This window comes from Cytobacillus firmus, assembly GCF_023612095.1.
Taxonomy (GTDB): Bacteria; Bacillota; Bacilli; order Bacillales; family Cytobacillaceae; genus Cytobacillus.
The window spans coordinates 549,942-566,241 of the sequence record NZ_CP086235.1 but is presented as its reverse complement, the minus strand read 5'-3'; the positions used below and the strand labels follow the sequence as shown (position 1 = coordinate 566,241).

Annotated in this window: 8 protein-coding genes and 2 pseudogenes; 4 read left to right on the top strand and 6 right to left on the bottom strand. The window is 37.1% G+C overall.

Annotated features, from left to right (window positions below; genetic code table 11):
* Positions 1–78: 78 nt before the first annotated feature.
* Positions 79–813, bottom strand: coding sequence for a WecB/TagA/CpsF family glycosyltransferase (locus LLY41_RS02825; protein ID WP_304586875.1), 735 nt, complete (start codon positions 811–813; stop codon positions 79–81).
* Between the two features lie 237 nt (positions 814–1,050).
* On the opposite strand from LLY41_RS02825, the gene murJ reads away from it, so the two are divergent.
* The 3 genes from murJ (at position 1,051) to LLY41_RS02810 (ending at position 6,025) form a co-directional block, all read left to right on the top strand.
* Positions 1,051–2,595 (top strand): murein biosynthesis integral membrane protein MurJ, encoded by a 1,545-nt coding sequence (gene murJ, locus LLY41_RS02820; RefSeq protein ID WP_304586874.1) that lies wholly within the window; start codon positions 1,051–1,053, stop codon positions 2,593–2,595.
* Complete coding sequence (locus LLY41_RS02815) at positions 2,582–3,736, top strand: glycosyltransferase (protein ID WP_304586873.1); 1,155 nt, start codon at positions 2,582–2,584, stop codon at positions 3,734–3,736. Before murJ ends, LLY41_RS02815 begins: the two co-directional genes overlap by 14 nt.
* A gap of 171 nt (positions 3,737–3,907) precedes the next feature.
* A complete protein-coding gene (locus LLY41_RS02810; RefSeq protein ID WP_304586872.1) occupies positions 3,908–6,025 on the top strand; it encodes a bifunctional glycosyltransferase/CDP-glycerol:glycerophosphate glycerophosphotransferase in 2,118 nt (705 codons plus the stop codon).
* Between the two features lie 40 nt (positions 6,026–6,065).
* Here the strand turns inward: LLY41_RS02810 and LLY41_RS02805 are convergent, their stop codons facing one another.
* From LLY41_RS02805 to LLY41_RS02785, 5 genes and pseudogenes are all read right to left on the bottom strand, one after another.
* On the bottom strand, positions 6,066–6,548 hold the full coding sequence (locus LLY41_RS02805; RefSeq protein ID WP_304586871.1) for an IPT/TIG domain-containing protein: 483 nt from the start codon (positions 6,546–6,548) through the stop codon (positions 6,066–6,068).
* 11 nt (positions 6,549–6,559) lie between these two features.
* Complete coding sequence (locus LLY41_RS02800; protein ID WP_304586870.1) at positions 6,560–8,170, bottom strand: LTA synthase family protein; 1,611 nt, start codon at positions 8,168–8,170, stop codon at positions 6,560–6,562.
* Positions 8,171–8,183: 13 nt separating this feature from the next.
* A pseudogene (locus LLY41_RS02795) lies at positions 8,184–9,427 on the bottom strand (O-antigen ligase family protein).
* A gap of 303 nt (positions 9,428–9,730) precedes the next feature.
* Positions 9,731–10,540: a teichoic acids export ABC transporter ATP-binding subunit TagH gene (gene tagH / locus LLY41_RS02790; protein WP_304586868.1), complete on the bottom strand. Its 810-nt coding sequence runs from the start codon at positions 10,538–10,540 to the stop codon at positions 9,731–9,733.
* 13 nt (positions 10,541–10,553) lie between these two features.
* Positions 10,554–11,359: pseudogene (locus LLY41_RS02785) on the bottom strand (ABC transporter permease).
* Positions 11,360–11,699: 340 nt separating this feature from the next.
* Between LLY41_RS02785 and LLY41_RS02780 the strand changes: the two are divergent.
* A complete protein-coding gene (locus LLY41_RS02780; protein ID WP_304586867.1) occupies positions 11,700–16,259 on the top strand; it encodes a PA14 domain-containing protein in 4,560 nt (1,519 codons plus the stop codon).
* Positions 16,260–16,300 lie beyond the last annotated feature (41 nt).

Below are 16,300 nucleotides of genomic sequence, written 5' to 3'. Positions count from 1 at the left end.
ATGGAGAACCTTCATTCTTCACCATCCTCTGTCTCATGATATATGACGAAACTCATTAGAAAAGGTTTCATAAACGGTCTAATCCTTCTTTTGGTTTTTTGAATATAAAACCTGTATAACAAAGCGGGGTAGTGCAAGCATTCTTCTCCATCTCGATGGCTGCTGCAAAAGCCTGTAGAGCCATTCTAATTTCATATTCTGCCAAATGTCTGGTGCTCGTTTAACTTCACCGGCCAGTACATCCACGCTACCGCCTACTCCGATAAAAACTCCCTTTGAGAATGAGGAAATATTCTCCAAAATCCATTTTTCCTGTTTTGGAAACCCCAGGGCAACAAATATTAGATCAGGATTCGATTTTGCAATTTCACACGCAACCTTCTTATCATCAGTATTAAAGTAACCATCCTGATTACCTGCAAGAACCAGATCAGGAAATTCAGCCGTTAAATTTAATGCTGCCTTTCGGTTTACTTCCGCTTTACCTCCAAGGAGGAAAATTCTCCATCTATTTTTATTTGCCAGTTCCAGCAGCTTCATCATTAAGTCATAACCTGTAACTCTCTCATCTATAGGCTTGTCCAGAATCTTGGAGGCCAAAAGAATTCCATGACCATCAGGTACAATATAATCCGCATTAAGAATCGTTTCTTTATATTCTGCATCTTCATATGTATACATGACGATCTCAGGATTGGCTGTGACAACGAATGCCTTTTCCTCTTTTTCAATCTTGCCTTGGAGTATTTCAATCATTTTATTGAAAGAAGTGTTGATGAAAGGAATACCCAATATTTTTATTCGCTCATTCATAATTTTACCCTCGTTTGCTTAATAGCTTCTAATATTTAATCTATACATTAGCATGTCTATTCATCATTGAAAATAAGTTAATTAATTCTTAATTAAATTTACATAAGTTTAATCTCAGATTACTCTCCCTTTCCTTTCTGATATGTTATACCTTAATATAGGAGAAGCCCATTAATTCTTTATAATCCTTTCCATTTTTGCCCATGCTAAATATTAAATAATGTTTGGAGAATATTAATGAAACGAAAATTGATAAAAGCTGCAGGTCTTTTAACCTTTATAGCAATCATCAGCAAATTATTAGGTTTTGGCAGAGAGCTTTTAATGGCATCATATTTTGGTGCATCTGCTACCACTGACGCATTTTTTGTAGCTTCCATCATCCCAGTACTAATGTTCACAGCAGTGGGTATGGCAATTTCTACAGGAATGGTCCCGCTATACGCTGAAGCAAAAAAAAGAAGTAAGGATGAAGCAAGTGAAATAGTCAGTGTATTAGGAACCTTATTTTTGATTGTTGCTGTGGTCCTTACAGCACTTTTTTACTTAATTACTCCCATGGTAACCCAAATGATTGCTCCAGGCTTCGACGGGGAGCAGCTTCATCTGACAAATATATTAACCTGGATTATGCTGCCCAGTTTTTGCTTTTATGTTTTGTCAGCTATCATGACAGGCATATTGGAATATGAAAAGGTATTTACTCCACCTGCCTTTGGAGCTATCCCACAGAATATTCTAGTCATCATGGCAATCGTTTTTCTTAGTGAGTTTTACGGTATATACGGTATAGCAATAGCTACATTAATGGGAGCTGTCAGTCAGTTTCTTATCCAGTTTCCATTTATCCGGAAATATAAAGTTCTAAGATTAAACTTTAACTTTAAAAAACATAAGAATACAATTAAGGATACTGCTTTTGCTTTTGCTCCAATAGTGATTGCCTCAATTGCCTATCAGCTGAATGCAGTTGTTGACCGTATGATTGCTTCTGGTTTACCAGAAGGAAGTGTTTCAGCATTAAACTATTCAAATAAACTTATGTTTTTGCCTTTAAGTATTATTTTACTATCTCTTATTACAGTAATTTTCCCTTCGATTGTCGATGCGGCTATAGCAAAAGGGAAACAATTGGCAGGACTTATCTTCTCCGGCATGGGTGCAATAACACTACTTGGAATCCCGATTGTTATTGTTATGCTCCTGGAGAGCAGGAATTTAGTCAATATTGCCTACCAGAGAGGAGCATTTGATTCAACAGCTTCCAGTATGACTGCTTCAGCTTTCTTTTTTTATTCTTTCGGGATGATATTTGTTGCTTTAAAAGAATTCTTAAACCGGTCATTCGTTGCTTTAAAGCAAACCAAAATCACTATGATTGGAAGTATTGTATCAGTACTTGCAAACATTATTTTAAGCCTGGTCTTAGCAAAATTCTTAGGAGTAGGCGGGATAGCTCTAGCAACTTCTATTGCTATGATGCTGCAAACTCTTTATTTATTCGCAAGTTTGCCAAAAAAGGCCTCAATTCAGAAATCGGAAATAAATGGCTACTTAAAAAACAGTGTAAAATTAATGGTGATTTTCTTTGTTGGTTTTTTTATTGTTGATCTTGTACGTCCTCTCTATAATCAGTTGTATCCGTTTTTATCTTTTACCATAACGTCAGTTCTTGCTTTTGCCATTGCAGGTTCGGGAGCAATAATTTTAAAATGCCGTGAAGTTACTTGGATAATAGATTTTATTCGCAGAAAAAGGAGTCAAAAATATGGTGAAGAATAAAGTAATGATTACAACCTCAGCGGGTGAATGGGAAGGCGTGCAGCACCGTCCGCACCATTTTATGAAAAGAGCAGCACAATCCGGCAGGACAGTATTATATGTAGAACCGCCAGTCACACTTCTGGGTCCTTTAAAAAACAAGGCACTATGGAGCAATTGGAAAAGGTGGGGTAAAGGAATAAAGAAAGTTACAGAAAGCTTGTATATACTCAGCCCTCCTCCAATTTTGCCTTTTGGAAATAAGAACAGGCAGATAAATAAATTAAACCAGCTTTTAATTGCGCAAAGCATAAAAAGTGCTCTTAAGAAATTGGGAGAAGCCGAATTGGAGTTATATGCTTTCTTGCCAAACTCAGTGGACTTACTGGAACATATTCCTTTCAAGAAAATTTTTTATGATTGTGTGGATGATCACGCTTCTTTTACAGGACTAATTGATAAAAATTTGGTGGCTGAAATGGAAAAAGAACTGATGCAGCGGTCAGCTGTATGTTTTGCAACTGCCAAACAACTTTTAGATGACCGAAAGGGATGGAATCCGAATTTTCATCTTATCCCAAATGGTGCTGAATTTGAACATTTTTCACGTGTCCAATCTGATACCCTGCTCATTCCGCATGACATTTCTCATATTACACAGCCAATTATCGGGTTCATTGGAGGGATTAGCGATTGGATTAACCTTGATATGATTGCGGAAGCCGCTAAAAATCTCGAGCATTTTTCATTCGTTATGATTGGCCCTGTAGATACTGGCATCGAAAAGTTTAAACACCTAAAGAATGTGCATTTTTTAGGGGCAAAGGCTTATAAAGACCTCCCAAACTACATTCAGTCTTTTGATATTTGCCTTATACCATTTCGAATAAACAAACTGACTATGAGTGTTAACCCGATCAAGATGTATGAGTATTTGTCAGCGGGCAAGCCTATTATCTCCACTCCATTACCTGAAGTTACTCAGTACCGGCAGATAATTGAAATTGCAGATACACCAGAAGAATTCATTCAGACAATATTAAAAGTAATGGATTCTTCATCAGACAGCAACTCACCTGAAAAGATCGCCAGCCGTCAATCTATAGGAAAAGAAAATTCATGGGATGCTCGCTGGGAAAAAGTTCTGACTTACATAAATTAAGCAAAAAAGCCTAATAGTTTATTGGGCTTTTTTGCTGTTTGGAAGCTTCTTGCATTATACTTGCCGTGGGCAGGACGAATATACTATTAACACTGCCTATCGCCTTTTTCGGTAATAATGTTAGAATATAATGTAATCCACTAAGGTCAAATGTTTATAAGGGAGATAAAGATGAGTAAAATATCCGTTATTATTCCAATATATAATACTGAAGAATTCCTTGATGCTTCCATAACCTCGGCAATCAACCAAACTTACAGAGATCTGGAGATTGTCTTAGTTGACGATGGTTCTTCGGAAACCTGCCAAAAATCCATAGATGCTTTTGCTGAAAGGGATTCACGCATAGTTGTCCATCGCCTTCCCAAAAGAAAAGGAACCGGTGCAGCAAGAAACTTGGGCATCGAAAAAGCAACAGGGAAATACCTTTACTTCTTAGATAGTGATGATTATCTGCCAGATCATTCATTAAAATCATTAATTGAAAATATGGGGGATTCTTCTCTTATTTCAGGCCAAACGATGAACTTGAATAAAATGAATGAAACTGAGAATAACGTACTAATAGAGAGTGAAGTGATCAGCCAGACACTAGAGAATGCTTTCAAAAATATGTCTGTGCTTAATCGTCTAATATCGGCAGATTTTGTTCACAAGCATGGATTGAGATTTTCAGAGGCTACCGACTGTTATTCAGATCTTCAATTTTTAGCAGGACTTATTGCTTTGCTTGATCGATCACCTGTACTCAATCAGTGTACGTATTATAAAAGAACGAGAAATGATCCAATATCAAATCCTGCTTTAATGCAGCTGGACACTGAGAAAAAAGTCACTGATTTTCTTTATATATTTTGCTTATTGAAAACAGAGTTCAAGGCTAAAAATGATGTACAAAAGTATCTAGATCAGCAGTTTTTGCAATTTTACCGCCGGACCGTTGTCATGTTTTTTCAAGATAGAAACCAAATTGATCATCATTTTGACTCACTCTCTAATGCAGCTCAATCTCTTAATGATGAGGTAATCTCGAATGGCAACATCTTCGTGAAATCCGAACTATTAGCTTTAAAAAACAAAAAAGCAATGAAGTTAAAAAGATTATTAAAGACACACCATGGACTAAGAGAATTAAAAACCGCCTTTTCAGGAAGAACTAAACTTCTTGTGTTTTTATACAGAAGAGTCTTTTCTAACATGCCGCTAAAAGAGAAGACCATTGTATTTGAAAGCTTTCTAGGAAAAAATTATTCAGATAGTCCTAAAAATATTTATGAGTATATGGTAAGTAAAAACCTCGATTACCAATATATATGGATTTTTAACGAAAAAAGAAAAATTCCAGGTAATGCTAAACAGATAAAGAGATTTAGCCTTCGCTACTATTATTATATGGCAACAGCTAAATTCTGGGTCAGCAATTCCCGGATTCCCTTGCACCTGAATAAACGGGAAGGTAATATTTATCTTCAGACTTGGCATGGAACACCTTTAAAAAAGCTTGTATTTGATATGAATGAGATACATTCAGCTAACCCTAAATACAAATTGCATTTTTATCAGCAATCCAGACGATGGGATTATTTGATTTCAGCAAATCAATATTCATCGGAAATCTTCAGAAGAGCTTTTAAGTTTGAAAAGGAAATGCTGGAATTTGGCTATCCCAGAAACGACCTTTTACATTCACCGCAAAAGGAAAACAAGGCAAATGAAATAAGAAAGAAACTTGGGATATCCGATAACAAAAAGGTTATTCTTTACGCCCCAACATGGCGGGATGATGAATTTTACAAGCCTGGTCAATATAAATTTCAACTGAAGCTGGATCTGCAAAAAATGAAAGCTCAGCTTGGTGACGATTACGTAATTTTACTAAGAATGCATTACTTCATTGCTGATCATATAGACACAGCTGGTGTTGAGGATTTCGCTTTTAACCTTTCAAAATATGATGATATTGCAGAGCTATACTTAATTTCTGATATATTGATTACCGATTACTCATCCGTGTTTTTCGATTATGCCAACTTAAGAAGGCCTATACTATTCTTCACATATGATCTTGAAAAATACAGAGATACCCTTAGAGGATTTTACATCGACATGGAGAAAGAGCTTCCGGGCCCTCTTTTAAAATCAACAGATGAAGTACTGGATGCAATTGAAAATATTGAATCTGTCAATAAAAATTATAAGCATTCTTATGATGAATTTTATGATAAGATTTGCAGCTGGGAAACAGGAAATGCTACAGAGATGGTAGTAAAAAGAGTTTTTAATGTATAGTATTTAACAAAGTCCCGCCTGCTAACGGCGGGACCTTTAGTTATTTAACGGTATACTCATTGCTTGAGCTTAATAAAACATTTTCACTGTCAAAGATTTTCATCTGAAGAGTTTTCACATTTTTGTTCTCAGGTATAAAAGCATAAACAGTCCCACTATCAATAAATGTATAGTCTGCAGCTTCTCCATTAATATAAACCTGTGAACCTGAAGTAAAATAATCCCCTTTTAATAAAAGAGCATTTTTCCCTTTATATTTGGCTGGTTCGGCACTTTTAATCTTAGGATCACCAAGGCCTAATCGATAGCTGCTGCTCGGTTCCACTTTAATCCTCTGCAAGTCCAAACCAAACTTTCTGCCAAATAATATATCATACTGAAGCAGCTCATATTTTATCAAATCACCTTCTTCTGGTGATGATTCATTCAAATAATCCTTCCGCGGCAATATTGACTTTCCGGATCTTCTAGTTTCATTTAGGAAATCTGTCAGATAGTATCCTTTGACTCCAGCTAATTCCATAATGTATGGGCCTAAAAAGGAGCACTCAATTGTAAATTTTCCTTTTGATCCGAAAAGTTGTCCCATATAAGCAAAGGTGTCTGATACATCTTTAAATAACTGTTAAAGTCTTCTTCCCCAGTAAAATATCCAGCTTCTTTATAGACCTGGTAGTTATCCCCCAACAAAGGCAAATGATCGCCAAAAAAGACTACCATTGTTTTCTCATTCATTTGCTCCAGCGAATTAATAAGCCTTTGTAAATCTTTATCAATCTCTGCTAAATTATCAGCATAAAATTCAAGAATATTTTCGGCATCTGGAGTAAAGGAACCTTCTCCCTCTTTTAATTGCGCTTCCATAGTTGCATAAAACTTCTTTGCATCAGTCCGATAAGGTCCATGGTTCTGCATCGTTATTGCATAGATAAAGTTCGGTTTATCACTCTTTTCTATTTGCTTGAGAATTTCATCTGTAATTTCATTATCTCGGTAATACATCATATCCTGAACTGGATTAGGGAAGAATTCCAAGCTGACGAAACGATCAAAACCCAGGTGTTTATAGACTGAATTTCTTTCATAGAACCAGTTATGATAGGTGTGATACGCAAGTGTTTCATAGCCTTCACTCCTGAAAATGTGCGGCAATGCTGGTATTGGCTCTTTTATATAGTTTTTATAAGGAACACTGCCAGGACTTAAAAATTGAGTGCTCATACTTGTTAGAATTTCAAACTCTGTATTTGAAGTAGATCCTCCAAATACCGGCACATGAAGTTTCCCGGATGTAAAGTTACTGGAAAGATGGTGGAAATTAGGGAGCGGATCTTTATTAAATGATACGTTATTCATTACAGTCGGATCCCAAAAAGCCTCGCTCATAATAATTATCACATTTGGCTTTTTAGCTGAGTTCCGCTGGGAAGCCTTTTCATTCTTCACTTCACTGATGATACCTTCTATCTTAGACGCTGCGTAGGTTTCAGGCTTCTCCTCCTGGATTCCCGATATACTGCTAATAAACCCTATTGCCACCCCATAAATATCATACAGTTGCTTTGGGCTTGCTGCCTCAGAATTTATTCCAAAAGGTTTTTTAAAGACCCTGCCCTCATTATTTAAATCCTTAAATAAGAAAAGTGTGAAAAGAAGCAAACAAATTGATGCAGTTATATAATGGGATTTAGGAATATTATCAACAGACATTTTCTTAGAGACTATCCAAAGGATAAATAAAAACAAGATCAAGATAACCGGCAGCATGATTAAATAATATAATGAAACACCTGAAAAAAATTGAAGCATGTTCTTTGCTTCGCCAGCCAGCACAAGGTCTGAAGGAAGTAATGGATCACCTCTCAATTTTTCCTTAGTCCCGCTTGCAAAGGCTATTATGATCCCTATGAGAACAAACAGTGCTGAAACAAGAAAATAGGCTTTGCTTTTCAAAATAGAAAGCGATCCAAAAAAGAAAAACATAAAAACAAAAGCATATAGAAAGTAATTGGAATGACTTAAAAACCAATTACTAAAATCTATTATGCTTCCCCGGTATATGAATTCAATGACTAAAAGGCTCACAAAAGAGGTAACCGCTGCTCTAAATAAGCTTAATCCATGGTCTTTAAAGCTTTGAAGCATACCCATCCTTCTTTCAAGTAATTTCCGACTCTGATGCAGATGATCGAGAAACAAACAGCCAAGCTAAAAGCAGCGACATATAAAAACTTACGCCAGGTGCAGTTAGTACATGACCAGCCATATAAGATATTCCCAGACCCAAAATGATACCGGCAGCGATTAGTACATTCTTATAAACCAATATCATCTTAAGGTTCAAAATAAAATATATCGATACCTTATATAATACATAAATTAAAGGAATTAAATAAATGAGCATTCCAATATACCCCAGAGAAAAAAGATATCATGAAAGTCCATCTCAATCATTTTTGCTTCCTTTTTATAATTCCCTCCGTACCCCATACCTATGAGTTTCTGCGCTGCTGGAGCTTCCTTAAAATATAATTGATGATCTAATAAAAACTTTTCACGGCCGCTATATATTAGATTTTGCACTTGTTCATCTGAAGGTTTACTCGTTTTCGGCCCACTTACCGTTTCATTATTATTTTCAAGACCCAGCCATGATAAGTGTACATTCATATTTTTAGCCAAAGGTGAAAATGGAATATACACAGCACTGCCTATTATCAATGCAGCAAGAATAATTATGTTACTTAGTTTAACAACTTTATGTGAGGCTTTCTTCTTTTGAAGGAAATTGACAACTGAGAAAAACAAACCAATAAATAACGTGATTATAATAGCCCCTGTACCGACTTTTGTCCCCAGGGAAAACAGTGAATAGATACAGAAAATCACAGGAAACCAGTACCACTTCCCCTTTAGTGCTGCTGCATAAACCGCAACCGGAAATCCGATAGCAAGTATGGCTCCTATTTCATTCCCTGCATAAAACCAGCCTACATGCCCATGCTTCCCTCCTTCATAGCTTTCAAATGAAGTACCTGTTACTCCGGCAAGAAACATAGAGAAACTAATAATAAAGATAGAATAGGTTACATATTTTATTGTTTTTTCATTCCATTTTTCAGCATTGTTCAATTTAAATAGTATTACATAAAACATTAGTGAAAGCGGAAAATAGATTAATTTGACAATGAACTTAATTTCGTCCACCAAAATAAAATTTGGCTTAATATAATAATTAACCAGTAAATTTGCACCCATCAAGCTAGATAACAGGAATATGTAACTGAGCGTGAATTTTTGATGAGGATTATTCTTAACAAACACAAGGAACATGCCGGCCAAAGCCATAAAGGCAATCCGAAATAACAAATTCAATGATAACTCCTGATCCATCAGCCTCATGGAAAGTGAAGTCGTCAGATCTAAGATTGGCTGAGTTATTATATACACTAATGCTAAAACACTAATAATGTCTAATGCTCTCCTGCTCAAATTCATTGATGAAAACCTCTCATTTCAGTTTGTAATAAAATAATAAACGAAAAAAACACCTGCGTATATCTATCAGCAGAAATTTTAATTGAATCTTTACAAATCATCTAATTGTTTTTTTAGTTTATTCAATATTTATTTATTAAATGCCCTTAAGAGGATAAATAAAAAGCCTGTTCCTTACTTCGGAAACAGGCTGACATATCTTCAGATTTATGTGGCGGGCTGGAAATTGGACTGGCTCTGTTTTTCCATCGCTTCTTCTCTGAACTTTTTCTTTTCTTCATTTGACATGGCTTTATATTCTTTTAAGAACTGTTCATAAGCAGGAATAACTGTCCCAATATCCCCCTCCATTTTGACTTGTCCAAACTCAAGCCATATCGCTTTTTCACAGAATTGCTTCATTTGGCCAATGGAGTGGCTGACAAAAAACATGGTTTTGCCCCGCTGCTTAAATTCATTCATTTTATCAAGGCACTTTTCAGCGAATGCTTTATCACCTACTGATAAGGCTTCGTCAATAATTAAAATATCCGGATCTGTATGAACTGAGATTGCAAATCCAAGGCGAGATTTCATACCGCTGGAATAGGACTTAACTGGCTGATCAATAAACTTTCCAATCTCTGCGAATTCAATAATGGAAGGCTCCATTTCAGCAATCTCTTTTTTACTGAAACCAAGCATCAGGCATTTCAATTCAATATTCTCTCTTCCAGTAAGCTGATTATTAAGGCCTGCCGACACAGAAATGAGAGAAGCCTGTCCCTTCACTTCCACTTGACCTCCTGTCTGCGGCACAATACCGGCAATAACATTGGACAATGTGGATTTACCAGAACCATTTACCCCTACAAATCCGATAATGTCCCCTTGTTCAGCCTCAAAGCTTACATTCCTTAGGGCATAAAAGTCTTCGCCATAATTCTTAGGCAAAATGATATCCAATAATTTTTCAGATGTTTTTGTATATAATTTGTACTTCTTTGTTATATTTTTTACGATAACTGACTTTGACACAAAATCACTTCCATTATAAGAAATCAATAAAATGTTTTCTGAATTTCACATGAATGATTGAACCAAACCAAAATAGGAAAAGAACCAGTGCCCAAAAATATAATGTATAGCCAGCTTCTTCAATCATATACCAACCCTGGCCCAATAAAGCATGACGGTATCCTTCCACCAGGTAGTAAAGCGGATTGATCTTCATGATGGATTGTACCCATCCAGGCATACTAAACGTTACCCATAAGACAGGGGATACATAAATAAGAATTCTAAGCACCGCTTGCACAATCATCTGAAAATCACGCACAATGGTAGAAAGAGTAGACGTTATTAACGAAATTGCAATTAGAAATACGACTGTTGCAAAGATAAAATACGGAAGCTGCAAATAATACACACTTATAGGATAACCTGATATTTGAAAAATAATGGTTGAAATTAAAAGCAATAATAGGTGCGGATAAAGCTTTGAAAAAATCACATAAGTCGGAATTACACTCATTGGAAAGCTCATCTTTGATATCATTTTTATTCTTGTATAAATTGATTTGGACCCTTGTGAAATGGATGGGTTTGCAAAGAACCAAACCAATATTCCCGCAAGCATCCACTGAAAGAAAGGAACATCTCCAACTGCCTTTCCCCTCTTATTCCATATCCAAATACAAACCAGTATATAGCTATTTGAATTCCAGGGTTAAGGATTTCCCACATCATTCCTAGATAGTTATTGTTATTTGCACTTTTTAATTCATACAGTGATAGCCTTCGAATTAAATAAAAACTTTCTATTTGTTCTTTTATAACTCTTAACATCGAACTCATCTATTAATAATTCCTTCCTGACTGCTTTTCATCTATAGTATTTAAAGCGATATATATGCATTTGTCCAATATTGATATTATACGTAATAGCACCAATGGTTACAACTCTCGACCCTTTCCTGCTCTTTATATTATTTCCAATCAAACCTGATGTTTAACACCCCAAATTTACATGAAATAGGAAAAATATACAAACTAGCAAATTTTGTCTAAATAAGTAGTTTAGTACTATTTTATGTTATCATTACTTTGTAACAATCTTGTAATATATCTATTACAAGATTCCAACAAGAAGAGGGAGGAAGAGAAAATTATCAGAAGGATCTCATTTGGACTGTCAATGATTACAGCAGTCTTTTTTGCTTTCCATCCGCCCAGTACTGCATCTGCAGCGGATTTCACAGAAAAGAAAGAAACAGTGGAATATAACTGGGGCAATGGCAGTCCTATAAATAAGAATGACCGTTTTACAGCTACTTTTGACCAATCTCAATTTTTGAACAAAGGCGATTACTTTATCCAGACTCTGGCAGATGATGGTATAAAGGTAAACGTCAACGGAAAAGAAGTAATAAATCGATGGAACTATACGGCTGATCTCTTAAATAAGGCTTATTTACCTGATTCTCCTGCTGGCCATTACGAAATTACGACTCAGTACAGAGAGGCTATAAAGGAAGCAGCAGTTTTTTCTCATGTTGCTGAATTTGGAGATTGGATAGCCTATTATTATCCCAATGAGGATCTTACAGGCTTGCCATCCGCCTCTAAAGTTATAAAAGGAAAACCTGAATATAGCAGATTAATAGAAAGCTTTGGATATAATAATCCAATTCCACAGGACCATTCCATAAAGAGCCAATTCCCTTCTGACCATTTCTCTGCAAGGTATGTAACATCAAAAAGACTGGATGCAGGTGAATATGTGATTCGGGCAGGAGCTGATGATGGAATCCAGGTACTTATAGATGGAAAAATGGTACTTGATAGATTTACCAATAGCGGATTCCGTGAAGATGCTATAAAAATCACTGTCGAAGATCGCCGTGAAAATGGTGCTGGATTGAAAAATACCCATGACATTGAAGTTAGATACAAAGATCATATCAGATCGGGAAGAATTGACTTCTTCATTCAGCCATTTGATGATGCTAAACACTTATCCTCTGATGATGGATGGCTCGGTGAGATTTTCTCAAATCAATCACTTGAAGGAAATCCAGTCATTATGGGCGGTAAGTCAGCAATAGTACCAGTTCCACAGTTAAATTTCAACTGGAATCTTAGCTCTCCAAGCCCATTTATCCCTAAGGATCGGTTTTCCGCCAGATTCACCAAAAAAATACTCACACCCGCTTCCGGCATTTACCAGCTTAAGGTTCTGGCAGATGATGGTGTCAGAGTATTTATAGATGATCATGAGTGGATTGATTCCTGGAAATACATTAAAGGGAATAAAAGGGAAGTATCCATCCCGCTTACCAAAGGTGAACACGAAGTAAAAGTTGAGTATTTAGAACTGATAAATGAAGCCAGCTTACATTTTGAAATGATAGAATCAGAGAATTTATTTGATGAATCAGCACAGTCTGTCAGTTACAATTGGGGTCACGATCTTCCGCGGAAGCAAAAAGACCGGTTCACAGGAAGATTTGACTTGACCCAAAGCCTTTCGGTCGGAAATTATTTTATCCAAACCTTAGCAGACGATGGCATTTTCGTTGAAGCTAATGGCGAGGAGAAAATAAAGCGCTGGGATTATTCGAGCAGCTTAATTAATCGTGCCCTGTTAATGGAAGCCAAAGCAGGGACGAACCATATTACTGCCTTATACAGAGAAGGCATCAGAGAAGCAGCTATATATGCTGATGTGGTTAAATTCGGAGACTGGCTGGCTTATTATTATCCAAATGAAACACTATCCGGCTACCCTATAGCATCCAAGGTACTGACAGGAACCAGCCCGTATGGAAAGTTCAGTGAAAACCATGAAGATGAAAGCCCTGCTGACGGAGTACCTTCAGACCATTTCTCAGCAAGGTATGTAACAGCACAAAAAATCGAAGCTGGAGACTACTTAGTCAGAGCTGCAGCAGATGATGGAATACAAGTATTTATAGACGATAAACTGGTTCTGGACCGTTTTACAGCAAGCGGCTATCGTGAAGACGCCGTAAAAGTTACCATTAACGATACTGACAAACCTGGAAATGAAAAAGATGTTCATTGGATAGAAATCAGGTATAAAGATGTTGTGAGGTCAGGAAAGGTTGACTTCCTGATTCAGCCTTATACAGAAGCAGCAGACCTGGATCCTGCAGACGGCTGGCTTGCAGAGTATTATCCAACGAATGATTTAACAGGAAATCCCGTTATTCATGGAGGAAAAGAGTCATTTTCCCCCATTGAGTCATTGAATTTTAATTGGGGTGATGGATCACCTGGCCCCCTAATACCTGCCAATGGCTTTTCTTCCCGCTTCACAAAAAAAATAAACATTTCTGAGGAAGGATATTACTACTTTAATGTTAAAGCAGATGATGGGGTGAAGGTAAAAGTGGATAATACCCTGCTCATTGATTCCCCAAAATATCAAAGCAGCCTTCTTCGCCAAGCAGGTATTACCCTTACAGAGGGAATTCACGAAATTTCAATAGATTACTTTGAAGGTTCCGGGCAATCAAGCATTTCAATTGAGATGCTTCCTGGAAAGAGTCTTTTCAATGGGGCAGAAGAAGTGCTGAGATATAACTGGGGTGATGGCGGTCCCGGCATTGAAGTAAAACCCGACAATTTTACAGCTGTATTTGATCAAAGCCAATCTTTAAGCAGCGGAGATTACTTCATGCAAACTTTGGCAGATGATGGGGTCTCTGTTGTCTTTGAAGGAAATAAGATTATTGATAGACTCTATTATTCCAGTAATTCTATCATTGACCGGGCCATTCTTACTGGCATCACTGCAGGAAGAAAGAAAATAACTACGACATACAGAGATGGCATAAGAGATTCTGCACTGTATTCAGAAGTCGTTAAATTTGGCGATTGGCTGGCCTATTACTATCCAAACCATAGCTTAACAGGTCTTCCAGCTGCAGCTAAGGTCATTCCAGCAGGGTCACCTTACGGCAAGCTTTCAGAAGATAATGGTTGGAATAGTCCAGTACCAGGTAAAGTCCCGTCAGATGGTTTCTCTGCACTATACAGTACTTACAGCAGAATCCCTGCGGGTGAGTATGTTTTGAGAACTGGTGCTGATGATGGTGTACAGGTATATATCGACGGCAAGCTGGTACTAGACCGATTTACTGATGGCGCCTTCAGAGAAGACTCTGTTAAGCTCTCAGTAAAAGATCAACACGGCACTTCTCCAGCTTTAAGTGATGTCCACTTAATTGAAGTCCGGTATAAAGAAGTAACTCAAACTAGCCGTGTGGAAGCTTTCCTTCAGCCATATAATGAAGCGAAAAACATCTCTCCTGCTGATGGATGGTATGGAGAAATTTATCCTTCCCGTGACTTTTCAGGAACTCCAGTAATATTTGGAGGTAAGTATTCACTCCAACCAATTGCTGCAATTGATTTTCAATGGGGACAGGACAAGCCAAGTCCATTGCTGCCCAGTGCGGATAATTTCAGCGGGGAATTTATTAAAATGTATAACATTGCAACACCAGGAAAATATGCTATTACAGTCCATGCTGATGATGGCATTCGAGTATTTGCAGATGGAAAACTGATAATTGACTCCTGGAAATATATAAGCGGAAACAAACGGCAAGCAACTATCAACCTGACATCGGGAATACACGAATTCAAGGTTCAATACTATGATGCAGCAAGTACTGCCTTATTAAAGTTTGAGCTGGATCATGTATCTGCAGATTCATATGCTGAAATTGATCTTAGAAAGCCTGCAGACATTACCGCTCAGGATATTATCAACTTTTTCAATAACTCTCCTGTACCGAACAGCTTATTAAAGAACTATGCTCAGGAGTTTATCAATACCCAACAGCAATCAGGCGTAAATGCGGTTTATTTAGTGGCACACTCTATACTCGAAACAGGATGGGGACGATCAACACTCGCCCAATACAAAAGGAATTTTTTCGGGTATGGAGCATATGATACTTGCCCTACTACCTGTGCGTTCTATTTTCCGACAGGACAAGATAACATTAACTACGTAGCTTATAAAGTCAAAACGGATTATTTAATGTCTAATGGTACATTTTATAATGGACCGACACTAGAAGGAATGAATGTCAGATATGCTTCAGATAAGGAATGGCATAATAAAATAGCTAAGCTTATGCAGAGTATCCAGCTCTTTGATGCTAAATACTATGATGAAGCAGCACCATCTGAAAAGATTCCGGCCAAACCGCCAGTTTATAGTCGTGAAATACCTGACGGCCTGCCCTATCCCATTGACATTTATAAAAGTCTCCCTAATGGCATTATGGCTGAAGTGAATACAGATGTGAATTTCCGAACCATCCCATACGTAATGGGTTCGACTCTAATCAAGACCATTTCCAAAGGTACAAACGTCATATTATCTGGCTATAATACTGATGTACAGCCAATTATGTACGATAACAAACCTTATGATTGGCTCAAAGTCATCCAGAATGGCACAAACGGGTGGATCAACGGCTATTACTTGAATATCAAAAACCTTCTTCAAGTGAACGCCTCATCATTAAACATCCGTAAAGATGCAACAACAAATTCCAGCTCTATGGCTCTCGTGTCAAGCGGCACCTATCTAAAAATGTCATTAGACAGCTCTGGAAAGCCTATAAAGAAAAATGGATGGATTCAAGTATATACTCCTCATAACGAAATCGGATGGGTTTCTGAAGAATTCATCAGTATTATTTCTAAACTATAACATAATAGAAAAACCCCGCTTCATTCAGCGGGGTTTTCTCT

Bases quoted from the DNA above. Each gene is read 5' to 3' on its own strand.
- LLY41_RS02815 (WP_304586873.1), top strand. From the start codon at position 2,582: ATGGTGAAGAATAAAGTAATGATTACAACCTCAGCGGGTGAATGGGAA.
- murJ (WP_304586874.1), top strand. From the start codon at position 1,051: ATGAAACGAAAATTGATAAAAGCTGCAGGTCTTTTAACCTTTATAGCA.
- LLY41_RS02780 (WP_304586867.1), top strand. From the start codon at position 11,700: ATGATTACAGCAGTCTTTTTTGCTTTCCATCCGCCCAGTACTGCATCT.
- LLY41_RS02810 (WP_304586872.1), top strand. From the start codon at position 3,908: ATGAGTAAAATATCCGTTATTATTCCAATATATAATACTGAAGAATTC.
- LLY41_RS02800 (WP_304586870.1), bottom strand. From the start codon at position 8,170: ATGCTTCAAAGCTTTAAAGACCATGGATTAAGCTTATTTAGAGCAGCG.
- LLY41_RS02825 (WP_304586875.1), bottom strand. From the start codon at position 813: ATGAATGAGCGAATAAAAATATTGGGTATTCCTTTCATCAACACTTCT.
- LLY41_RS02805 (WP_304586871.1), bottom strand. From the start codon at position 6,548: ATGGAATTAGCTGGAGTCAAAGGATACTATCTGACAGATTTCCTAAAT.